The 23,438-nt window shown below is 55.9% G+C and carries 21 protein-coding genes; 19 read left to right on the plus strand and 2 right to left on the minus strand.

Going from position 1 to position 23,438, the window contains the following annotated elements:
- Window positions 1-27 precede the first annotated feature (27 nt).
- Both EKM95_RS04000 and EKM95_RS04005 read right to left on the minus strand, forming a co-directional pair.
- Window positions 28-606, minus strand: a complete 579-nt coding sequence (locus EKM95_RS04000; protein WP_225423166.1) for a sugar O-acetyltransferase — start codon at window positions 604-606, stop codon at window positions 28-30.
- Window positions 607-838: 232 nt separating this feature from the next.
- A complete protein-coding gene (locus EKM95_RS04005) occupies window positions 839-1,435 on the minus strand; it encodes a TVP38/TMEM64 family protein (RefSeq protein ID WP_125696601.1) in 597 nt (198 codons plus the stop codon).
- Between the two features lie 195 nt (window positions 1,436-1,630).
- On the opposite strand from EKM95_RS04005, the gene ruvA reads away from it, so the two are divergent.
- The 19 genes from ruvA to EKM95_RS04100 all read left to right on the plus strand — a co-directional run bounded on the left by ruvA (window position 1,631) and on the right by EKM95_RS04100 (window position 23,283).
- On the plus strand, window positions 1,631-2,212 hold the full coding sequence (gene ruvA / locus EKM95_RS04010) for a Holliday junction branch migration protein RuvA (protein WP_125696551.1): 582 nt from the start codon (window positions 1,631-1,633) through the stop codon (window positions 2,210-2,212).
- A gap of 17 nt (window positions 2,213-2,229) precedes the next feature.
- Complete coding sequence (gene ruvB, locus EKM95_RS04015; protein WP_125696552.1) at window positions 2,230-3,234, plus strand: Holliday junction branch migration DNA helicase RuvB; 1,005 nt, start codon at window positions 2,230-2,232, stop codon at window positions 3,232-3,234.
- A gap of 12 nt (window positions 3,235-3,246) precedes the next feature.
- On the plus strand, window positions 3,247-4,284 hold the full coding sequence (gene queA / locus EKM95_RS04020) for a tRNA preQ1(34) S-adenosylmethionine ribosyltransferase-isomerase QueA (RefSeq protein ID WP_125696602.1): 1,038 nt from the start codon (window positions 3,247-3,249) through the stop codon (window positions 4,282-4,284).
- A gap of 375 nt (window positions 4,285-4,659) precedes the next feature.
- Entirely contained in the window at window positions 4,660-5,802 is a 1,143-nt protein-coding gene (tgt, locus tag EKM95_RS04025) for a tRNA guanosine(34) transglycosylase Tgt (RefSeq protein ID WP_125696553.1), read from the plus strand.
- A 111-nt stretch (window positions 5,803-5,913) separates the two neighbouring features.
- Window positions 5,914-6,309, plus strand: coding sequence for a preprotein translocase subunit YajC (yajC, locus tag EKM95_RS04030; RefSeq protein ID WP_125696554.1), 396 nt, complete (start codon window positions 5,914-5,916; stop codon window positions 6,307-6,309).
- Between the two features lie 358 nt (window positions 6,310-6,667).
- Window positions 6,668-9,280: a bifunctional acetaldehyde-CoA/alcohol dehydrogenase gene (adhE, locus tag EKM95_RS04035; RefSeq protein WP_125696555.1), complete on the plus strand. Its 2,613-nt coding sequence runs from the start codon at window positions 6,668-6,670 to the stop codon at window positions 9,278-9,280.
- 268 nt (window positions 9,281-9,548) lie between these two features.
- Window positions 9,549-10,199 (plus strand): metal-dependent transcriptional regulator, encoded by a 651-nt coding sequence (locus tag EKM95_RS04040; protein ID WP_125696556.1) that lies wholly within the window; start codon window positions 9,549-9,551, stop codon window positions 10,197-10,199.
- Between the two features lie 12 nt (window positions 10,200-10,211).
- Window positions 10,212-11,693 carry a glucose-6-phosphate dehydrogenase gene (gene zwf / locus EKM95_RS04045; protein WP_125696557.1) on the plus strand — a complete coding sequence of 494 codons (1,482 nt, stop codon included), beginning with the start codon at window positions 10,212-10,214 and terminating at the stop codon, window positions 11,691-11,693.
- 85 nt (window positions 11,694-11,778) lie between these two features.
- Window positions 11,779-12,882 carry a DNA polymerase IV gene (dinB, locus tag EKM95_RS04050; RefSeq protein WP_125696558.1) on the plus strand — a complete coding sequence of 368 codons (1,104 nt, stop codon included), beginning with the start codon at window positions 11,779-11,781 and terminating at the stop codon, window positions 12,880-12,882.
- Window positions 12,883-13,253: 371 nt separating this feature from the next.
- Window positions 13,254-14,579: a DRTGG domain-containing protein gene (locus tag EKM95_RS04055; protein ID WP_125696559.1), complete on the plus strand. Its 1,326-nt coding sequence runs from the start codon at window positions 13,254-13,256 to the stop codon at window positions 14,577-14,579.
- The gene (locus EKM95_RS04060) at window positions 14,576-15,538 is read left to right on the plus strand and encodes a DHH family phosphoesterase (RefSeq protein WP_125696560.1); all 963 of its coding nucleotides are present in this window, start codon (window positions 14,576-14,578) and stop codon (window positions 15,536-15,538) included. Before EKM95_RS04055 ends, EKM95_RS04060 begins: the two co-directional genes overlap by 4 nt.
- A complete protein-coding gene (locus EKM95_RS04065; protein WP_125696561.1) occupies window positions 15,531-16,877 on the plus strand; it encodes a DEAD/DEAH box helicase in 1,347 nt (448 codons plus the stop codon). Before EKM95_RS04060 ends, EKM95_RS04065 begins: the two co-directional genes overlap by 8 nt.
- Window positions 16,878-16,909: 32 nt before the next feature.
- Window positions 16,910-17,839 (plus strand): hypothetical protein, encoded by a 930-nt coding sequence (locus EKM95_RS04070; protein WP_164510080.1) that lies wholly within the window; start codon window positions 16,910-16,912, stop codon window positions 17,837-17,839.
- A 576-nt stretch (window positions 17,840-18,415) separates the two neighbouring features.
- On the plus strand, window positions 18,416-21,055 hold the full coding sequence (gene alaS / locus EKM95_RS04075) for an alanine--tRNA ligase (RefSeq protein WP_125696563.1): 2,640 nt from the start codon (window positions 18,416-18,418) through the stop codon (window positions 21,053-21,055).
- 306 nt (window positions 21,056-21,361) lie between these two features.
- Window positions 21,362-21,622, plus strand: coding sequence for an IreB family regulatory phosphoprotein (locus EKM95_RS04080; RefSeq protein ID WP_125696564.1), 261 nt, complete (start codon window positions 21,362-21,364; stop codon window positions 21,620-21,622).
- Window positions 21,623-22,045: a Holliday junction resolvase RuvX gene (gene ruvX, locus EKM95_RS04085; RefSeq protein WP_125696565.1), complete on the plus strand. Its 423-nt coding sequence runs from the start codon at window positions 21,623-21,625 to the stop codon at window positions 22,043-22,045. It begins immediately after the preceding gene.
- Between the two features lie 16 nt (window positions 22,046-22,061).
- Window positions 22,062-22,403: a DUF1292 domain-containing protein gene (locus tag EKM95_RS04090; protein WP_125696566.1), complete on the plus strand. Its 342-nt coding sequence runs from the start codon at window positions 22,062-22,064 to the stop codon at window positions 22,401-22,403.
- A 77-nt stretch (window positions 22,404-22,480) separates the two neighbouring features.
- Window positions 22,481-22,738 carry a cell division protein ZapA gene (gene zapA / locus EKM95_RS04095; RefSeq protein ID WP_125696567.1) on the plus strand — a complete coding sequence of 86 codons (258 nt, stop codon included), beginning with the start codon at window positions 22,481-22,483 and terminating at the stop codon, window positions 22,736-22,738.
- Window positions 22,739-22,746: 8 nt separating this feature from the next.
- Window positions 22,747-23,283, plus strand: coding sequence for a CvpA family protein (locus EKM95_RS04100; RefSeq protein WP_125696568.1), 537 nt, complete (start codon window positions 22,747-22,749; stop codon window positions 23,281-23,283).
- The last annotated feature ends 155 nt before the right edge of the window (window positions 23,284-23,438 follow it).

Here is a 23,438-nt window from a genome sequence, read left to right on the forward strand (position 1 = left end):
GCGAAATGGTGAGGCTATTTTGTTGCGCTAGTCTTCTCTGGCGTTGTCCAAGTGGCGAATCACTTTGGCGGGCACGCCGACTGCGAGGCTGTTGGCCGGGATGTCGCGGGTGACGACGCTGCCGGCGCCAATCACGCAATTGTCGCCGATCGTCACGCCAGGCAGGACATTGACGTTGGTGGCGATCCAGACGTTGTTGCCGATGGTGATAGGATGCGTGTACTCGAGCCCTTCGTTGCGCTGCTCGACATTCAGCGGGTGCTGCTCGGTGATGATGCAGACGTTTGGCGCGATGAAGACATTGTCGCCGATCGTGATCTTGCCGCTGTCCATCAATTTTCCGTTGACGTTCATGTAGAAATTATCGCCGACCGTCGTGTTTGAGCCATAGGTGGTGAAAAAAGGTTGCTCGATCACTGGCGTTTTGCCGACACCGCCGAGAATCTCGCGCAACTTGGCTTCACGTGCCGGTCGGTCCAGTGGGTAGATGTGGTTGTAATCGTAGACCTTCTTGATCGTTTCATCGCGCTCTTCGACGAGCTCCGGTGCGTAAGGTTGGTAAAGGTGCTCGGTGAACGAGCGCGCCTTTTCAGTCATGTCTGACATACAGTGCCTCCTCATTGTTTACCCGCATCGTAGCATGTTCCCGGGATGGGGGACCACCGCCGCGCAAATGTCGCCGATATCTTGATATAGGGGGATGCGCCAGGATGCAAAAAAGACACGTTGACGGGAAAAACGGTCAGCGTGTCTTTTTGATCAGTGAACGGGTCGGGCGCCGCGACCATCCCGCGGGCCTGCGCACCGCCGTCCACCCCTGAACGCTCGGCTCCGCACCCTAGCCAAACAGCCTCATCAGCCATTGCGCGCCTGTCACGAGGGCCCAAGAGTAGGCGGCGATGGTGACGGGTTTGCCCAGGAGGATGATCCAGGTAAACGTCCGGGTCTTCATTTTGGTCAATCCGGCAAGTAGGCACAGGACGTCATCCGGCGCAACAGGCAGGAAGATCGCCAGCGCAAAGAGGCGGTCGAACTGTTTCTGATTGGTGGTGTAGCCGATGTATTTATCGTATGTCTTTTCCGAGATCACGTGCATGATGAACGGCTTGCCGTAATGGCGGGCGAGCAGGAAATTGATCATCGAGCCGATGCAGATGCCGAGGTAGTTATATAAAAAGCCGCTCCACGGGCCAAACAGGACCACGCCGGCTGCCAGCGAAACGCCGCCGGGAATCACTGGAATAACGACTTGGATGATCTGAATGACGATGAAGATCAGCGGCCCAAGCAGGCCACTACCGTTGAGATAGGCCTGAAGATGCGGCAGGTCGGCAAAAACGCCGAGCCGCCACCAATAGATCGTCAGGCCGATCGTGGCTAAAAGAACGAGCAGCGTTGTGACATTAAGCAGGCGCCTTGAGACTGTTGGGCTCATCGCCATCCCCCTTCCTCCGTTCTTTAATTTTAGCAGAGGGGGCCGGTCCTGCCTACCGATGGCGCTCGGGCGCGGGACCGATTTTTGGGTCGGCAAGGCGAACGATTTTGTCACATCGCGGCCAGCGTGCGGTAAAATGAAAAGTGAATCTATGCTACAATAGACCGAAACTATGGACGGAAAAGAGAGGCGTGTATGTACGAGTATTTAACCGGCCGCGTCGCTGCGGTGACGCCGGCCTATGTCGTGCTGGATGTTGGCGGGGTCGGCTACCGATTGCTGTGCGCCGATCCTTATGATTTTCACGAAGGCGCGGTGGTCACGATGTACGTGCAGTTGATCATCCGCGAAAATGATCAGACACTGTATGGGTTTGCCACAGAAGAGGCCAAGCGCACCTTCAATCAGCTGTTGTCCGTGACCGGCATCGGCCCCAAGTCGGCGCTGGCGATCTTGGCTAATGTTGACGCGGCCGGGCTGGCTGCGGCGATCGCGCAGGGCGATGCCGCATTCTTGACGAAATTCCCGGGCGTGGGCAAAAAAACCGCGCAGCAGATCATTTTGGATCTGAAGGGAAAACTGGCCGTGCCGGCTGCGGCGAGCATTGCAGAGGTGCCCGACGACCTCGATCCGGCGCTGGCCGATGCGCTGGCGGCGCTGGTGGCGCTGGGTTATCCGGAAAAAGCGGTGGCCAAGGTGCAGCCAAAACTTGCGGCGGCTTCGGCTACCACGACTGACGCGTATCTGCGCGCCGGATTGAAACTGTTGAGTCAATAAGATGAAAGGAGCGCATGATGGCAGACGAACGGCTTATTTCGGATGAAGCGTCAGGCGATGATGAAACAATTGAGCGGACCTTGCGCCCTCAGCGCCTCGATGATTATATCGGCCAGTCCGCCATTAAAAAGCAGCTGGCGATCTACATCAAGGCCGCCAAAAAGCGTGAAGAGGCGATGGATCACGTGCTACTTTATGGGCCGCCGGGTCTTGGGAAGACCACGTTGGCGATCGTCATCGCCAACGAGCTTGGCGCTGGGATTCGCACGACTTCTGGCCCGGCAATCGAAAAAGCCGGCGACTTGGTAGCGATGCTCAATGAATTGCAGCCAGGCGACGTGCTTTTTATCGATGAGATACACCGCCTGCCCAAACCGATCGAAGAGATGCTGTACTCGGCGATGGAAGACTTTTACGTCGATATCGTGGTCGGGCAGGGTCCGACGGCGCATCCGGTGCATTTTCCGCTCCCGCCATTTACCCTGATCGGTGCGACGACGCGGGCGGGGATGCTGTCTGCGCCCTTGCGCGACCGGTTTGGCATCACGGGCCATATGGTTTATTATGCCCCGGAGGAATTGACGCAGATCGTGCAGCGGTCGGCCGGTATTTTCAACATGACACTGCCGGAAGCCAGCGCCCTAGAATTGGCGCGCCGCTCGCGGGGGACGCCGCGCATCGCCAACCGCCTGCTGCGCCGGATCCGCGACTTCGCAGAGGTGGCCGAGGCCGACGAGATCTCGGTCGCACTGGTCGATCATGCGCTGGATCAACTGCAAGTCGACGGCTCTGGGCTCGATCAGATCGACCGCAAACTGCTTTCGATCATGATTCGCGACTACGATGGCGGGCCGGTCGGGTTGAACACGATTGCCGCAAACATCGGTGAGGAAAGCGCGACGATCGAAGAGATGGTCGAACCGTATTTGATGCAGATCGGCTTTTTGAAACGCACGCCGCAGGGCCGCATGGTGACGCCTGCTGGTTATGAACATCTTGGGTTTGCCTACACTGAAAAATGATTGGAAGGATCTATTTTGCTAACCACTGAAGATTTTGATTATGATCTGCCCCAGGAACTGATCGCCCAGACGCCGCTCAAGCAGCGCGATGCCAGCCGGCTCTTGGTACTCAACGCTGACACGGGGGCCTACGAGGATAAACATTTTTATGATATCTTGGATTATATCCAGCCAGGCGACGCGATCGTGATGAACGATACCCGCGTGATGCCGGCGCGGCTGTATGGGGTCAAAAAAGAGACCGGCGCCCATATGGAAGTCTTGCTGCTTCACAACACGGAAGGCGATAACTGGGAAACGCTGATGAAGCCGGCGCGCAAAGCCCCAGTTGGCACGGAGATCGAATTTGGCGACGGCCTGCTCAAGGGCACGGTCACCGAAGAGCTCGATCACGGCGGCCGAATGATTCGCTTCAGCTACGAGGGTATCTTCATGGAAGTCCTCGAGCAGCTGGGCGAAACGCCGCTTCCGCCATACATCAAGGAAAAATTGGAAGATCCTGAAATGTACCAGACCGTCTATGCCAAGGAAAGTGGCTCCGCTGCGGCGCCGACTGCTGGCTTGCACTGGACGCCGGAATTGCTGCAAAAGGTCCAGGACAAAGGGGCTAAGCTGGTTTATTTGACGCTCCATGTGGGGCTAGGGACATTCCGGCCTGTTTCTGAAGACAATATCGAGGACCATCAGATGCACAGCGAATTCTACCGTTTTTCCCAGGAAGCGGCGGATACGCTGAACGAGGTGAAGAAAAACGGTGGGCGGATCATTGCCACCGGCACCACGTCGATTCGCACGCTGGAGACGATCGGCACGAAGTATGATGGCGAGATCCACCCGGATTCTGGCTGGACCGATATTTTCATCAAGCCGGGTTATCAGTGGCGGCTGGTCGACGCCTTCATCACCAACTTCCATTTGCCAAAGTCGACACTGGTGATGCTGGTCGCCAGCTTCACGGGCCGCGAAAACATTTTGAACGCGTATCATCACGCGATCGAGGAAAAATACCGCTTCTTCAGTTTTGGTGACGCGATGTACATTCATCGCTAAAAGAAAGTGGGACAAATCTCGCGCTTGGGTCCGACAGGTAAGCGTAGCGCCGTAGCTGCTCGGACCCAGACATTTGGCCCACGACACTGCAGTAACGGCAGTGCCTAAAAGGCGATCAGCTTTGTGGCACGCAAAAAGGGAGCCGGGACAATTGTCTCAGCTCCTAGTGGAAAGGGCCCTGTGCGAAGTCGACTAAACTCGATTTTTTCTAACGCATCGCTGCGGGAAACATTTCGTGTCAGATCGTTCACTCTCAGGCGGCCGCCCCTTCATCCAGCGGCAATGGCATTGTAAGTCCAACGGCCCCCTTCCACTGTTTATTATAGAGGCTCAGCGGGCGGGACTCAAACAACTCGTTTCAGCAAAGGAGTTTTTATGGAACCTGCGATCAAGTACCATCTCATACATCAAGACAAACACTCGGGCGCGCGGCTTGGCGAGATCATCACCCCGCACGGTACATTTCCGACCCCGATGTTTATGCCAGTGGGGACCCAGGCTTCGGTGAAGACCATGGCGCCGGAAGAGCTGGATGAAATGGGGGCTGGCGTCATTTTGGCCAACACCTACCATCTTTGGCTACGGCCGGGGCCGGAGCTGGTCGAAGAGGCCGGCGGGTTGCACAAGTTCATGAACTGGAACAAGGGCATCCTCACCGATTCGGGCGGTTTTCAGGTCTTTTCGCTGGCGCACATGCGCGACATCACCGAAGAAGGCGTCAATTTCAAGAATCACATCGACGGCGCCAAGATGTTTTTGTCGCCGGAAAAAGCGATCGCGATCGAAAATGCGCTGGGGCCAGACATCATGATGAGTCTGGACGAATGCCCGCCGTTTTTCGAAAGCTATGACTATGTGGCCAAAAGCGTCGCGCGGACGAGCCGCTGGGCGGAGCGCGGACTCAAGGCGCATAAAAATCCGGAGTGGCAGGCCCTTTTTGGCATCGTCCAAGGCGCCGGGTTCAAGGATCTTCGGGCGCAAAGTGCCAAAGATCTGGTCAGTCTGGATTTTCCGGGATATTCGATCGGTGGCCTGTCCGTTGGGGAGTCCAAAGAGGAAATGAATCACGTCCTGGACTTCACGACACCGTTGTTGCCGGAGACCAAGCCGCGGTATCTGATGGGCGTCGGTTCGCCGGATGCTTTGATCGATGGCGCACTGCGCGGCATCGACATGTTCGATTGTGTCTTGCCGACGCGCATCGCTCGCCACGGGATGGTGATGACCAGCCGCGGCCGACTCGTGATCAAAAATGGCAAGTACGCGCATGATTTTGGCCCGCTTGATCCGGATTGCGACTGCTACACATGCCGTAATTATTCACGCGCTTATATTCGCCATTTGGTCCATGTGGGCGAGGCGTTTGGTATTCGGCTGACGACCTACCACAATCTGTATTTCCTGCTTCACCTGATGAAGCGCGTGCGGGCGGCGATCGCCGACGATGCACTGCTTGATCTACGCGAAGAAGTTTTCGAGAAGTACGGCTATGATCAGCCAAACGCCAAGGCGTTTTGACCGTTCACGACCGAAATCAGTCTCAAGCCCCTAGCGCAAGGCTGGTTATTCTGGTACAGTGGTCAATGAACAAATTTTGAAACGAGGTGCCTTACATTGGGAATCGGCGGTATGCTCATTACGATGGTCCTGCTGTTTGCATTCATGTATTTCTTCATGATGCGGCCGCAAAAAAAGCAGCAACAGCAGCACCAAGATATGCTTAACAACATGAAAAAAGGTGACAAGGTCGTGACGATCGGTGGTCTGCACGGCGTGGTCGATAGTATCGATCAGGACGCAAAAACCGTTGACCTTGATCTTGATGGCGTTTATCTCACATTCAACCTGACCGCGATTCGCACGGTCAACGGTGCGGCAAATGGCACGCCGGCTGCAGGCACTGCTGCGCCAGCCGCCAAGGACGACACACCGGCAAACGATGATTCCGCAGACACGCCTGCAGACGATGATCAGTCCGCAGCGGATGACAGCGAGACCAACGACGATAGCGAAAACAAAGACTGATCCTAGTCGCACACGACGCACTGGCCATTTTGGCTAGTGCGTCTTTTTTTGCGTTGGACCAGCCGCGTGGACTTGAATCCGGGCTGGCCGGTGACTCGGCTGGCGCGGTTGCGCAGAAGCACCACCCATGAATCCGGGCCTCGACGTGTTCAGATCCGGCCGATGTATGCGCTTCAAGCTCACCAACAAACAGATGAAAATAAAAATGAAAAGGTTGATACAGCGCGTGATGCCGCCACCGTCAAAATTTCCGTGAAAAAATTCACCAAAAATTGTTTACAAAATCACAAAGGCTGTGTATCATGTGTTTTGTGAAATGGTTAACAAAAATTCTTAAACAACTTGTGGAGGGATCCGGATGCTGAAAGACAGTAAGGCAGACACCACGCTCGACGTTAATGCAATGATCGATGAACTGGTGGCAAACGCCCAGGAAGCGCTCAAGATCATGAAGACCTTCGACCAAAAGAAGATCGACCATATCGTTCACCGCATGGCGATCGCAGGCCTTGACCATCATATGGAATTGGCCAAGATGGCCGTTGAAGAAACGGGCCGTGGGGTCTATGAAGACAAGGCGATCAAAAACATGTTCGCCACTGAAGAGATCTGGCACTCGATCAAAGACGACAAGACCGTTGGCGTGATCAGTGAAGACAAACAGAAGAATATCATTCAGATCGCGGAACCAATCGGCGTGATCGCTGGGGTGACCCCAGTGACGAACCCGACCTCAACGACCATGTTCAAGTCTGAGATCGCGATCAAGACCCGTAACCCGATCATCTTCTCATTCCATCCGGGCGCACAAAAGTCTTCCGCGCATGCCCTGGAAGTGATCCGCGACGAAGCCGTTAAAGCTGGTCTGCCAGCAGGCGCGTTGCAGTTCATTCCGGTTCCTTCCATCGAGGCGTGCCAAGCGCTGATGCATCATCCTGGCATTGCGACGATCTTGGCCACTGGCGGTCCTGGCATGGTCAAGTCCGCTTATTCCTCAGGCAAGCCAGCGCTGGGCGTTGGTGCCGGGAACGCGCCTGCCTACATCGAAGCGACAGCTGACATCAAACAGGCCGTTAACGACATCGTTTTGTCCAAGAGCTTTGATAACGGCATGGTCTGCGCCTCCGAGCAGGGCTGCATCGTCGATGACGCCATCTACGAACCGGTGAAGGCGGAATTCACGAAGCAGGGTGCCTATTTCGTTAAGCAAAAGGACATCAAGGCACTGACCGAAACAGTTATCGATCAAGATCGCATGGCTGTTAACCCGCGGATCGTTGGTCAAAGTGCTTGGCAGATCGCCAACTGGGCCGGCATTGATGTACCAAAGGACACACCGCTTCTGATTGCTGAACTCAAAGGTGTTGGCGACAAGTGGCCACTGTCCCATGAAAAACTCAGCCCAGTTTTGGCCATGTTCAAAGCGGAAGGCCATGAAGATGCCTTCAAACTTTGCGAGACCATGCTCGACATCGGCGGCCTGGGCCATACCGCGATCATTCACACCGCGGATGAAGATCTGGCCTTGGATTACGCAGACAAGATGCAGGCATGCCGTGTCCTTGTTAACTCCCCGTCCACATTCGGTGGGATCGGTGATCTGTACAACGAAATGATCCCGTCTCTGACACTTGGCTGCGGCTCGTATGGTGGTAACTCAATTTCACATAACGTGGGGACGATCGACTTGCTGAATATCAAGACATTAGCGAAGCGCCGCAACAACATGCAATGGGTCAAATTGCCACCGAAGATCTACTTCGAACGCAACTCGGTCCGTTACCTGGAGAAGATGGACGGCCTCGACCGCGTCCTGATCGTCGGCGACCGTGGGATGGAAAAACTCGGGTATGTCCGCATCGTTGAAGATGTTTTGAAAAACCGGACCAACCCAGTCGATGTTCAGACCTTCCTCGATGTTGAACCAGATCCTTCCAGCAACACCGTTTACAAAGGCACAGCCATTGCCAAAGACTTCAAGCCGGACGCAATCGTTGCGATCGGCGGCGGCTCCGTCATGGATGCGGCCAAGGGCATCTGGCTGTTCTATGATGGCGATGGCGACTTCTTCGGCGCAAAGCAGAAGTTCTTGGATATCCGTAAGCGGACATACAAGTTCCCGAAGCCGACCAAGTCCAAGCTTGTCTGCATCCCGACCACGTCTGGTACCGGTTCTGAAGTGACCCCATTTGCGGTCATCACAGACTCCGAGACTGGCATCAAGTACCCATTGGCTGATTATGCGCTGACCCCAGACGTTGCACTGATCGATCCGCAGTTCATCGAGACCGTGCCACCAAAGGTTGTTGCGGATACCGGTCTGGATGTCATCTGCCATGCTACCGAAAGCTTTGTGTCGACGATGGCCAGCTCCTACACCCGTGGCCTCTCGCTGCAGGCGTTGAAGCTTGCGTTTGACAACCTCGAATTGTCCTACAATGGCGACCTCGAAGCGAAGGCGAAGATGCATGACGCCTCGACGATTGCAGGGATGGCCTTTGCCAACGCGCTGCTGGGCATTAACCACAGTATCGCCCATAAGCTTGGCCAGACTTACCATCTGCCTCACGGACGTTGCATTGCGATCACCTTCCCACATATCGTGCGTTACAACGCCAAGACCCCGAAGAAGCGTGCTGTATGGTCCAAGTACAACTACTTCCGTGCGGATGAAGATTACGCAGAGATCGCCCGCTACCTCGGCCTCAAGGGCAACACGACGGCTGAACTGGTTGAAGCCTTTGCGCAAGCCTACATCGATCTGGCGCACCGCGTCGGCGTGAAGATGAGCTTGAAGGATCAGGGCATCAGCAAGGAAGACGTGCTGAAGAATGTCGATCGTATCGCCGAACTTGCCTACGAAGACAACTGCACGGTCACCAACCCTGTTGAACCGTTGATCGCGGACATGAAGCAGATCGTGCTCGATGAGTACGAAGGCACCGAGTCCAGCCCATCCGTTCACAACTAATTTGCAGTCATGCTAGCCAAAAAGTTCAGGTCGCCAAGCGGCTTGGACTTTTTGTTTTCTAGCTGGGACGCAAAGGGCCACGCCAAGCCCCTTCTTGAAAAATACGGTGTCGGCGCACCCACGGCCCGTCACCTGATCGCACAGGCGGTTCCTGCCACGCTGGATTATCAGAATTGTGATGAACACGCCTAGGTAAAAGGCGTGTTTTTTTGCCTGAGTTCATGCATAATAGAGAGGACACATCACGGACAAAAAGTAAGGGTAGATAATGACACCAAATAAAGAAGATTATTTAAAAATGATTTTTGAACTCGGCGGCGACACGGCGCTGATCTCCAACAAACAGATCGTCAGCGGTCTTGATGTTTCCGCCGCCAGCGTCAGTGAGATGATCGCCAAGCTGGTCGAGCAGCACTATGTCACCCACACGCCGTATCAGGGCATCAAACTGACGGCAAGCGGCCAGAAAAATGCCGCGCTATTAGTGCGCAATCATCGTCTCTGGGAAGTCTTTTTGGTGCAGTCACTGGGCTACCCCGTCGATGCCATTCACCAGGAGGCGGAAAAACTGGAACACGCGACAACACCGGAAATGGCGCTACGCCTGTCCAAAATGCTGGGGGATCCGCAATATTGTCCCCATGGCGGCGTGATTCCAGATGGCGATGGCCATTATTTTGACCAGAGCCGGGTCCCGCTGGCCAGCCTTGAAGTGGGGCGAAAGGGGCACATTGAGCGGGTCGTCGACGAAGCGGCGCTGATCGATTATATTTTTGGCCTTGGCCTGCACATTGAAGATCATTTCACCGTGGTGGCCAAGGATGACGAGACGATCAGCCTTCAACAGGCGCGCACTGGCAAAATACTGCCAATCGAATTGAAGCGTGCCAATCATATTTTTGTGGATCTTGCGATCTAAAGAGGAGCGAACATGACAGAAACACACGCAGTCATTATTTTGTTTGGCGGCTCGGGCGATCTGGCCCGCCGCAAGCTGTATCCCGCGTTGTTTGGTCTGTACAAGCGCGGTATCTTGCATGATCATTTTGCGGTGATCGGCACTGCCCGGCGGCCCTGGAGTGATGAGCATTACCGGGACATTATTTGCGGCGCGCTGGAAGATGATTCCGATTACACGCTCGAGCTGGCCCGGGCGTTTGCCTCGCATTTCTATTACCAGTCGCACGATGTCACGGACGCGGCGCATTATGTGACGCTCAAGGACCTGGCGCAAAAGCTGGATGATCAGTATGAGGCGGCGGGCAACCGGCTGTTTTACATGGCGATGGCCCCGAATTTCTTCTCGACAATCGCCGAGCACATCAAGTCCGAGGCGCTGCTGGCTCCAAATGGCTTCAACCGGCTGGTGATCGAAAAACCGTTTGGCCATGATTTTGCCAGTGCCAAGGCCTTGAATGACTCGATCACGGCGACCTTCCACGAAGAGCAGATCTATCGCATCGATCATTACCTCGGCAAGGAAATGACTCAGGCGCTACTGGCGCTGCGGTTCGCCAACCCGATGTTTGAGGCGATCTGGAACAAGGATTATATTCAGGACATGCAGATCACGCTGGCCGAAGCGGTCGGCGTTGAGACGCGGGCCGGTTATTATGAAACAGCCGGCGCCTTGCGCGATATGGTGCAAAATCATGTCATGCAGTTGCTGGGCTTTTTGACTATGGCCAAACCGGCGGCGATGACCCCGGAAGCGATTCACGAGGTCAAGCGCGAGGCGTTTGAGCAGCTGCATCTATACACTGAAGAAGAGGCGGCGGCGAATTTTGTCCGGGCACAATACGGGGCGGCGACGATCGCCGGCACCAACATCAAGGCCTACCGCGACGAAGATGGCGTGGCGCCGGATTCGCTGACCGAGACCTTTGTTGCAGGAAAAATTCTGACCGACCAGCCTGCATTGGCCGGGGTGCCGATCTATGTGCGTACGGGCAAGCGCCTGACGCGCAAGTCGACCCAGATCACGGTCACCTTCAAACCGGTCGGCACAGGCTTGTTCGGCGATGATGCTAAGGCGTCGGCGCTGACGATCTATATCGAGCCAACGGAAGGCTTCACGCTGCAGATCAACGGCAAAACGATCGGCCAAGCGCAAAGTTTGATGCCAGAAGAATTGCATTATCAGCACGACGCGCAGGTGACGGCGCGCGCGCCGGAAGCCTATGAGCGCTTGATCGAAAATGCGCTGGAAGGCGATCAGACCAACTTCACCAATTGGCATGAGTTGGCGCAGACCTGGCGCTTTGTCGATGTCATCGAAAGCGCCTGGCGCAAAGACAGCACGATGCTGACGTATACGCCAGGGTCGATGGGGCCACGCGAAGCCAGTCAGCTCTTGGCGAAAACAGGGTCCAGCTGGTACTGGCAACCGACGCGCATTCAAATGGCAGATTAACGCGCTGGTTTTACCTGGTTCAATGAAAGAAAACGGTCGGTGGCAGCGGTGCCCCGGCTTTTTTTCGCGGGAAGGAGGGCGCATCATGGCGCTATTTGAATTGCCGATGCGCAACGACACCCAGCGCCGGATCTTACATGTTGACATGGATGCGTTCTACGCTTCGATCGAGATGCGTGACGCGCCGGCGTTGCGTCGCCGCGCGCTGGTGATTGCGCATGATCCACGCACCACTGGCGGAAAAGGGGTCGTCACGACCGCGAATTACGTGGCCCGGCAGTATGGCGTGCATTCTGCGATGCCTGCCAATGAGGCATTGCGGTTGGTGCCGAAACACTTGCTGACGTTCAAAGATCCGGATTTCACCAAGTACCGCGCGGTGTCGCATCAGATTCACGATATTTTTCGTCAGGTGACGGACTTGATGGAGCCTGTTGCGTTGGATGAAGCCTATTTGGATGTCACGGCCAACCACGATTTTCCCAGCAAGGTCGCCTTGGCGCTGTGGCTGCAAGACCAGATCCGTGAAGCGACCCAATTGACTTGTTCATTTGGCCTGTCGTACAACAAGTTTTTGGCCAAGGAGGCGTCGGAATACAACAAGCCCCGCGGCCGGACCGTGATCATGCCAGCCCAGGCCCAACTGTTTTTGGACGCCTTGCCGATCGCGGCGTTTCGCGGTGTTGGGAAAAAGACGTTGCCGAAACTTGAGGCGATGGGCGCGATCGATGGGGCGCATCTGCGGGCTTTTTCGCAAAGTGAGTTGATCGACGCTTTTGGCAAATTCGGCTTCGGCCTGTATCAACACGTCCGCGGCATCGATCTGCGGCCGGTCGAACGGCGCGTGGCCAAATCCATCGGCAAGGAAGAGACTTACCGCACGTTTTTGACCACGGAGACACAGGTCCGCGAGCGGTTAGAGGCGCTGGCCGCCATGGTGGAAGACGCCTTGGCACGGCACCAAATGCATGGCAAAGTCGTGGCGCTCAAAGTCCGCGACAGCGAGTTTGAGACGCAAACAAGGCGGCGGACCCTCGATCATTTCATCGCGGATCGCCAGCAGCTCTTCGACCAGGCTTGGTCCTTGTGGCAAGAGCGCGCCGAACGCCCAGCCGGCGTCCGGCTGCTCGGTATCACCATGACAGGCCTGGAGCCGGCGCAGTACGTGAATCTGGATCTGGACGTGTGAGGGAAGTTCTGTGAGGACGCTGTGTGCATCCTATAAGCAGAACAGCCGGTGCATACGATTCATATGAATTCTGTCATCCAGCCTAGAACGATGCGACGATCATTCCGGCAGAGCCTCAGTCTTCCTATGAGTCAGGCACGTTGACGGCTGAGCGTGGCTGTTTCCGCTTTTACGCTGAGGCGGATCGACTCATGGGGTGACCGTCAGAGAGCAGGCCGGCCAGGGTGATAGGACATGTCCTCGATGTGAGGCCGGAGTCTGCCCGTACTCTGCTGCAAAAACAAAAGACCACAACCACAACGACCCGCGTGCTCAAAGGCGCGCAGCCGTATGGTATACTGAAGCGGAATACAGTGAAGCGAGGCAGCGCTATGGCGACGAAACACGAACAGATTCTCAACTACATCATGAACTTGGCAGTCGGCACGAAGATCTCCGTGCGCCGCATCGCCAGACGCGAAAAAGTCAGCGAAGGCACGGCTTATCGCGCGATCAAGGAAGCGGAAAATACCGGCCTCGTCTCGACCATCGAGCGTGTCGGGACCATTCGCATCGAGCAAAAACCGATCAACAACATCGACTCACTGACATTCAAGGTCCTCGTCACCCTGATCGATGCGCGCGTTTTGGGCGGATCGGCCGGCTTGAAAAAGAAGCTGGATAAATTTGTCATTGGCGCGATGACGCCAGACGAAATGTTGCGCTACATCACGAAGAATTCCTTGGTGATCATCGGTAATCGCGAAGATGCCCAGCGCCTGGCGCTCCAAAATGGGGCGGCGGTCCTGATCACCGGTGGGTTTATGACCTCCGATGCCGTGATCAAGCTGGCCAACCGGTTTGAATTGCCTGTTTTGCAGACGAGTCACGACACCTTCACCGTCGCCACGATGATCAACCGCGCACTGTCCGACCAGGCGATCAAGCAGGATATCATGACGGTGGCCTCGCTCTACACCCCGCTGAAGGACACGAAGATCGCCCATCCGGATCAGACCGTGGCCGATTTTTCTGCGTTGCGCGGCGATCGCGGCGATTTTGTCTTGCCGATCATCACGACAAGCGGCCGGCTTGTTGGCATTGTGACGCCCCGTGAGATCGCCGGGAAAAAACAGACCACACCGCTTGAACGCGTGATGCTCAAGGACCCGCAGACCGTGAAGCCTTATCTGTCGGTGACGACAGTGGGCCACACGATGCAAGGCAATGGTGAAAATGTGATGCCGGTGGTCGATGACTCCTGGCAACTCCTCGGTATCGTGACGCGCAGCGCTGTTTTTGCCAGCTTGGCCGAACTTGGCCACAACAGCCAGGACAAAACCACGATCGCGGATTCCGTGATCGCTCAGCTCACCACGGTCGGTGCGCCGGAAGATCAACCGGCCAGATTTGCGCTGCACACGACGCCAATGATGACCAACGCGCTGGGGACCTTGAGTTTTGGGGTGCTGAGCGAGGCGGTCAACTCATGTGTGACGAAATTCCTGAACGCGACCGGGCGGCGCAACGTGTTGATCGAACAATTGTCGCTGACGACTTTTCGGCCGATTCAGCTCGAGTCGATCGTTAACATCGCCGTCACGCCGCTTGAGCTCACGAAGCACGAGGGGACGCTGGATATCGACCTTCAAACAGATGGCTTGCCAGTCGCAAAGGCCATCGTGACCTGTCAATTACTAGAAAGGAACCAGAAATGATTCAACAAGAAATCTTAACCGAGATTCAAAAATACGACACGATCATCATCCATCGCCACATCAATCCGGATCCCGATGCGCTTGGCAGCCAGATCGGTTTGGCCGAGATCTTGCGGGCCAGTTTTCCGGCGAAACACATCTATCAAGTCGGCAGTGAAGTAGGCGACCTCGCCTGGTTTGGCCAGGAGCAGGAAATCGGCGATGACCTGTATCAAGACGCGCTGGTGATCGTCACGGATACTGCCGATACGCCGCGGGTGTCGGATGACCGCTTCACGACGGGGAAAATGCTGATCAAGATCGATCATCATCCCAATGACGATCCGTATGCCAAGCTTAACTGGGTCGACAACGATGCCAGTTCGGCCTCCGAGCTGATCTATGATCTGGTCGCCGCAAGCGATGGCCTTTTGACGGTCAACGCGGCCGCCGCGCGGATGCTGTATGGCGGCATCGTCGGCGATACCGGTCGCTTCCTCTACAACAACACGACACCGCATACGTTCCAAGTCGCGGCGGAGCTGATCAAGCAGGATTTCGATCCGGCCAAGGTCAACAATCAGATGAATTCTCTGACACTGGCCCAAGCGCGCCTGCAGAGCTATGTTTTCGATCATCTGACGGTCACCCCCGCCGGCGCAGCGAGCGTCGTGATTCCGCAAGCAACGATTCAAGGCTTGGGGCTTGCGGATGATGAAGTCTCCGCGGCAGTCAGCACCCCTGGCCGCTTAGCGGAAGTCCAGTCATGGCTGGAGTTCGTTGAGAAAAAAGACGGCACCTATCGCGTCCATCTGCGCTCGAAAGGCCCAATCATCAACGAATTGGCCAAGGCGCACAATGGCGGCGGGCACCCCTTGGCATCCGGCGCAAACGCCCAGGACCAAGCGGAGATCGATGAGATGATCACCGCCTTGGCCGCGTTGGTCGAGGCTTACCAGAAAGCAGGACAAAATGGCTAATCAATTTGCTCAGTACACCTTGCGTCCCGAAGTGCTTCAGGGCCTGGACGCGATGAAGATCACCACGCCGACGCCGATTCAGGCCAAGGTCATTCCAGCCGTTTTGCGCGGCGAAAGCATCATCGGCCAAAGTCAGACTGGCTCAGGCAAGACGCATGCCTTTTTGGTGCCGATCTTGTCGCACATCGACGTGGCCAAGGATGAGGTTCAGGCCGTGATCACGGCGCCATCACGGGAGCTGGCGACCCAACTTTTCACCGTCGCCGAGCAGCTCGGCCAGTTCATACCGGGCTTGCGCATGCAAAACTATGTCGGCGGCACCGACAAGCAAAAACAGATCGACAAATTACATCATCAACAGCCCCATTTGGTCATTGGCACACCAGGCCGCGTCCTGGACTTAATGCAAGATGGGGCGCTGGCGGCGTACACGGCGCAAGTCTTTGTTGTCGATGAAGCCGACATGACCCTGGACATGGGCTTTTTAGGCGATGTGGATAAGATCGCGTCGACCTTCCCGGCTGGCCTGCAGATGTTGGTCTTTTCCGCCACGATTCCGCAAAAGCTCCAGCCATTTTTGAAAAAATACATGGCGAATCCCACCACGATCATGATCAAGCCGCAGTCGGTGATCGCCGATACCGTCGAGAATCTGCTGATCGCGTCCAAGGGACGGGATAAAAATCAATTGCTGTATCAGCTCCTGACAATGGGCGAGCCGTTTCTCGCACTGATCTTTGCGAACACGAAGACCTCGGTGGATGCGATTCATCACTACCTCACCGAGCAAGGCCTGAAAGTGGCGAAGATTCATGGCGGCCTGCCACCACGTGAACGCAAGCGCGTGATGAAGGAAGTCGTTGACCAGAAGTTCCAATACGTGGTGGCGACGGATCTGGCCGCCCGCGGCATCGATATCGAAGGTGTGTCGCTGGTGATCAACGCGGAGCTGCCAAAGGACAACGAGTTCTTCGTTCATCGGGTGGGGCGGACCGGGCGCAATGGCCTTTCAGGGACTGCGATCACTTTGTATGAACCCGGTCAAGAAGCGCAGATCGCCGAATTGGAGCATCTCGGGATTCATTTTGCCCCAAAGCAGGTCAAGGATGGCCGCATCGTCGATAGTTATGATCGTGATCGGCGTCGCAGTCGCAAGCCGCAAGCCGATACGCGATCGGGCCGCATCAAGGGCATGGCAGCCAAGGCCGCCAAGACCAAGATGCCAGGCTACAAGAAAAAGATCAAGAAAGCCGCGGACAAAGAGGCTTGGTTCAATCGCCGGGTTGAAAAACGTGACGCGGCCCGCACCGCGCGGAAGCAAAACAAGAAGGAATACTGACCGTTTCGTCAACGTGTGAAAGCAGGAAAATGATGGCAAGCCAGGATCTTTTGATGGACAATTGGCGGCTTTTGCCGGATGACCGGCGCCGCTTTATCTTTGAACAACTCACGCGGTATTTTCTCAGCCCACTTTTGGCAGTTGATGCGTTGGTGCCGGTGAGCGTCAGCTATTTTGGCCAGGTGCTGCAGACCTTCGACGCTTTGATCGGTGGCGAGTGGTTGCGGTTCGTGCCAGGTCAGCGCCACGTCAAGCTCGGTATTGAGACGCCACTGCCGACTGAGCTTGCCGGGTTGGCCGAGTCGCTGGGTCTTTCCAGCCAGGAGATGCGTGATCAGCTCAGTGCGCCTGCCGTGGTGGACTTGCCGCCGATGCTGGTTGCCCGCAGCAGCGTGGCCAGCGATGAGGAAGTGATCGGCCAGATCAATTTGACCACGCAGGTTTTTCGCGGCAATCATTTTGCTTATGTGCCGTACAAGCCCACCGTGCTGTCACTGATCGAGCCACGGACCACCTCGCTAGATCCCGCGGCCCAAGAGCCTTGGCCGGCGGTGTTGACCGCGGGCCAGGTCGTGCTTCGCTTGGCCAGCAGCCATCATTATCAGGTCGCGCTCAAGCATCGCTGGACCAAGGCGGCACTGGTCAAACAACTCGGCGGCTTCGGGTTTGCGTTGCCGACAGCTCGGGACTATGAATGGTTGCTGGGCGGCGGCTTTTTACAGCTGTTTGCCTGGGGAAACGCGGTGCCAGAAACGCTGCCGGCGTATCTGCCAAACCGCTTTGGCCTGACCTTCCCAACGCAGCGGTCAAGCGCCGAATTGACGCAAGGGGATGAGGTTGCGGCCGCGCCTTATCAAAAGGGGGACTCGCTGTTGAAGCTGTCACCATTTTATCGGGCGGCGGTGGCACAACCGTTTGAGCAGCAGCGGTATCGGAAATTGGTGCGGATCGAGCTGAATTAGAGCAGGTGCGCCGGGATGGCAGGGGACTTCATGCACCCGAGGCGGGTTAGGTGTTCCATCCCGCGGGTCTCCGCACCTTTTTCAGTCGGGCTCCGGCCCGCATGGTGGAAGCATCTAGGCAACTCAAACGCTCGATGGCAAAGAGCGCCCTCAAGCGCTTGAGCCGACTTAGCTGTTCCACCATCCCGCGGGTCTCCGCACCCTTTTCAGTTGGGCTCCGCGCGGCATGTCTGAGGCATCTAGTCGACCTGGGCACGCATGGCTAAAAGCGCCATACGCGCCTAGGCCGCACTAGCTGCTCAGACCTGAACGCCGCGCTCCGCACCCTTTCTTGTTTGACACGCCCTGTCTCTCTTCGTATAATGAGCCATTGTTAGGATATGTGTTCGAGTTGGCTGACCATCCAGAAAATGCGGTATTGCTGAGAGCCGTGTGGTCCATGTCGAGCATGCTCCCTGATCATCAAGTGAATACATCAATGAAGTGGTAAACGATCAACATCGTTGCAAACAAGGTGGTACCGCGCGCAAGCGTCCTTGAATATGCAGCGGTGTTTTTATTTTGGGAGGAAAACAGATGAAAGAATTATCGAGCAGCCAAGTGCGCCAGATGTTCTTGGATTTTTTCAAGGAAAAAGGGCATGACGTTGAGCCTTCAGCCAGCCTGATTCCAGTGGATGATCCGACCCTTTTGTGGATCAACTCTGGCGTGGCGACGCTGAAAAAGTATTTTGATGGCTCCGTGGTCCCGAAGAACCCGCGGATCACAAATGCGCAGAAATCCATTCGGACCAATGATATCGAAAACGTCGGCAAGACTGCCCGCCATCTGACCTTTTTCGAGATGCTGGGGAATTTTTCCGTCGGGGATTATTTTAAAAAAGAAGTGATTCCTTGGGCGTGGGAATTGCTGACCAGCCCGAAATGGTTCGCGCTTGATCCAGAGAAACTGTATGTCACGGTCTACCCGAAGGACCAAGATGCCAAGGCCTTGTGGGAAAAGACCGGCGTGCCGGCGTCGCATATCTTTGAGGTTGAAGACAACTTCTGGGATATCGGCGAAGGGCCATCGGGTCCGGATACGGAGATCTTTTTTGACCGCGGCCAGCAGTATAACAACGTGGCCGATGACGATCCGGAAAATTATCCGGGCGGGGAAAACGAGCGCTACCTGGAGATCTGGAACATCGTCTTTTCCCAATACAATCATTTGCCGGATGGCCGCTATGTCGACCAGCCGCATAAGAATATTGATACGGGGATGGGCCTTGAACGTGTCGTTTCGGTGATGCAGCATACTGCCACGAACTTCGAGACGGATCTGTTCATGCCGCTGATCAAATACACGGAAACGCTCAGCGACCACCGAACATATGGCGCCGACAAGCATGATGACGTGGCCTTCAAGATCATCGCCGACCACGCCCGCACCGTGACGTTTGCGATCGGGGATGGCGCGTTGCCATCCAATGAAGGCCGCGGCTATGTGCTCCGTCGACTGATTCGCCGCGCGGCAGTCAACGGCCGCCGTCTCGGCATTCAGGGCGAATTCCTGTACCAGCTCGTGCCTGTTGTTGGCAACATCATGCAGAGCTATTACCCGGAGATCCTGCGCAATCAGGAATTCATCCAGAAGGTCATTCGCTCTGAGGAAAAACGGTTCGCAGAGACCCTCGATGCCGGGCTGAGCCTGCTCAACAAGAGCATCGCGGATCTGCAGGCAACCGGCGAGACCGTCATTCCAGGCGCGACTGCCTTTAAACTGTTTGACACTTTTGGTTTCCCGGTCGAATTGACGAAGGAGATCGCCGGCGACCAAGGCATCGATGTCGACATGAAGGGCTACGAAGCGAACATGACCGCTCAGCGCGAACGCGCCCGGGCCGCACGTGGCGATCAGCAGTCCATGGGCAGCCAGGACAAGACGCTGATGGCGATCAAGTCCGAAAGCAAGTTCACCGGCTGGACGGATCTTGAAGATCAGGCAACGTTGACGGACCTCATCCAAGACGATACTGAAAAGACGCGGGTCGAGGCCGGCACTGCGCAATTGATCTTTGACCAGACGCCATTTTATGCAGAAATGGGTGGCCAGGTCGCGGATACTGGGGTGATCGAAGACGAAGATGGCGCGGTGGTCGCAAAGGTCACCGATGTGCAGCATGCGCCAAATGGCCAGAACTTGCATACCGTCGAAGTCGAAAACACGCTTGAAAAAGGCGCGACTTACTTCCTGAAGGTCGACACAGAACGTCGGCGCAAGGTCTCGATGAACCATACCGCGACGCATTTGCTGGATCAGGCCCTGCGCCAAGTCCTCGGCGAGCATACGCATCAGGCAGGCTCCTTGGTTGAGCCGACCTATCTGCGTTTTGACTTCACAAACTTCGGTCAGGTCACCAGCGAGCAGCTCCGCCAGGTGGAAGCAATCGTCAATGAGCAGATCTGGCGTCAGCTCCCGATCACTTGGGAAGAAATGCCGATCGAAGAGGCGAAGAAGCAAGGCGCGATTGCGATGTTCGGTGATAAGTACGGCAAGACGGTGCGCGTTGTGACGATCGGTGACTTCAACCGCGAATTCGATGGGGGCACGCATCCTATCAACACCGCGGCGCTCGGCCTGTTCAAGATCACCGGCGAATCCGGGATCGGCGCTGGTGTTCGGCGCATCGAAGCGGTGACCTCCAAGGAAGCCTATGAGTATCTGACCCAGCAGGAAGACCTGCTGGCAGAGACGGCGGCGAACCTGAAGAGCGACCAGGTGAAAAATGTGCCGCATAAAGTCGAGCAGTTGCAGGCCGACCTTAAAGCCAGCCAAAAGACCGTCGAAGGTTTGCAGGCAAAATTGGCGAGACAAGAAGCTGGCGACGTGTTCGGCAATGTCCAAAAGGCCGGCGACTTCACGCTGGTCGCGGCCAAGGTCAATGTGGCCGGGATGAACGAATTGCGGCAATTGGGCGACCAGTGGCGCGACAAGGCGGTCTCTGACGTGCTGGTTCTTGCCACAGCAAGCGACGATAAAGTCAGCCTGCTCGTCGGCGCCAGCAAGGATGCCATCAAGCGCGGCGTCAAGGCGGGTGATCTGATCAAAGCCATTGCCCCGGCGATCGGTGGCGGTGGCGGCGGCCGTCCAGACATGGCCCAAGCTGGCGGGAAAAAGCCGGCTGGCATTCAAGACGCACTGAAGCTGGCGGCGGAGACACTGGCGGCGAAGTAGGGCGTTGAGGAGGTGGGGACATCTAACTGTCTCGCGCACTCGAGGCGAAGTGCGCCTCAAGCACCCGAGCTAAGTTAGCTGTCCCACCATCCCGCGGGCCTCCGCACCGTAGTTGGGCTTCGCGCGGCAGGTCTGAGGCATCTAGTACGGCCTGGTCACGCATGGCTAAGTGCGCCACACGCGCCCAGGCCGCACTAGCCGCTCAGGCCTAAACGCCGCACTCCGCACCCTGGTCTTACATGTTTGTACTTTTTGCCTTTTTCAAGTAAAATAGGCAATGAATTGGACAGAATAGAGGTGTTAAGAATGAGCACATTGGATCAAACCGTCCACTTTGATTTTAAGGATAACAACCCGAAGAATGTTCACGAAACGCTGGAGACGGTCTACAAGTCGCTTGAGGAGAAAGGATATAACCCGATCAACCAGATCGTGGGGTACCTGATCTCCGGAGACCCGGCCTATATCCCGCGGTATAACGACGCGCGAAGCTTGATTCGCAAACACGAACGCGACGAGATCATTGAAGAGCTCGTTCGCAACTATCTCGGCAAGGAGAAAGACTAGATGCGTTTGATGGGCCTAGATGTCGGTTCACGGACTGTCGGTGTCGCGATCAGCGACCCATTTGGCTGGACCGCACAGGGACTCGAGATCATCCGAATCAATGAAGATAAAGGCGACTTTGGGTTGCCACGCGTTCAGGAGCTGGTCGCTCAGTATGAGGTGACCGGCTTTGTTGTGGGGCTACCCAAAAACATGAACAACACGCTGGGTCCGCGGGCTGAAAAATCCCAGGAGTACGGGGCCAAGCTTGAGCAACTGTTCGGCTTACCGGTCGTTTTTTCAGATGAGCGACTCACCACCGTTGAGGCATCGCGGATGTTGATCGAAGAGGCAGACGCGTCGCGGAAACGGCAAAAACAGGTGATCGACAAGCTTGCGGCACAAATGATTCTGCAAAATTATCTCGATCAACACAGTCATTGACCTCAGGAGGGCAATCATGGCAGATAACAACGAACACCTCACCCCAGGCGGCGACGATCAGCTGATCACGCTGGTCGACGAAAAAGGGAACGAAGAATTATACCAAGTGCTTTTCACCTTCGACTCGGAAGATTACGGCAAGAGCTATGTGCTGTTGTTCCCGCAAAGCGCAGCCGATGATGAAGAAGTCGAGATCCAGGCCTTTTCCTTCACGCCGGATGAAAATGGGGATGCGTCGCAAGGCGACCTCTTCCCGATCGAAGACGACGATGAATGGGCGATGGTCGAAGAGGTCCTGAACACCTTCCTTGATGATGAGGATGACGATTCGGACGACTCAGACGACACAAACGAATAAGACTTGCACAAAGCCAGCAGCCCCCAGTCGGGATGCTGGCTTTTCGTTACCCTGATTTCATGGTAAAATCAATCAGTATGACATTTCAAGGAGGCAGTCAGGTGGGCGAACAGAAAAGACGTTACAAAGCCGTTATCGGCAACCACACTTATACGATCATCGGCGCGGCCACGCCAGAACATTTTGCGGCGACGACTCAGCTTCTCAATGCCCAACTCGCCCAGATCAAGGCCCTGTCCCCAGCAATGAGTGACGAACAGGCGGCGATTCTGCTGGCGTTCAACGCCGTTTCCGACGTGATCAAGCAGCAGGAAGCCCAAGACCAGGCAGAGTAGGAGCGCGTATGTTGACTTTTTTGATCCTCCTGACGCTGCTGTATTTTTTCTACGCCGGCGCGCGGCGGGGCATGTGGCTTCAGTTGGTCCATGTGGCGGGGTACCTGGTCAGCTTTTTGGCGGCCTGGGCGCTGTGCAAACCATTGGGCCAGACCATCAGCCTGTTTGTGCCGTATCCCTCGGCAACGGAGCAGAGCCGCTTTGTATTTTTCTCAAATAAAGTGGGATTGACGCTGGATGACGCGTTTTATCGCGGCGTGGCGTTCATCCTGATTCTGATGATCGGGTGGCTGCTGACGCGATATCTGGCGCTGTGGGTCCATGATCTCAGCTACAGCGGCCATGATGCGGCGTTAAGGTTGTTTGGCGGTGGGGTGCTGAACCTGGTGATCGGCTATCTGTTTATTTTTCTGCTGATCTATCTGGCGGCGCTGGTGCCGGTCTCTGGCATTCAGTCTTTGCTCGCGGATTCTTTTGCGGCCAAGACGATCATTCACACCCCGCTGTTGGAGCAAATGATCACCAATCTCTGGATCATCGCCTAAGTAACTGGGACAAAACAACGTTTTGTCCCAGTTACTGTATAGTCCACTGATAATACTGCAGTGTCGTGGGCCAAATGTCCGCGTCCGAACAGCTAAGGCTCCAAGCGCCTGGTCCAAGTTCGGACCTGGCGCTTGGAACACTTACCTGTCGGACC

The organism is Lacticaseibacillus yichunensis (assembly GCF_003946405.1).
Classification (GTDB): Bacteria; Bacillota; Bacilli; order Lactobacillales; family Lactobacillaceae; genus Lacticaseibacillus; species Lacticaseibacillus yichunensis.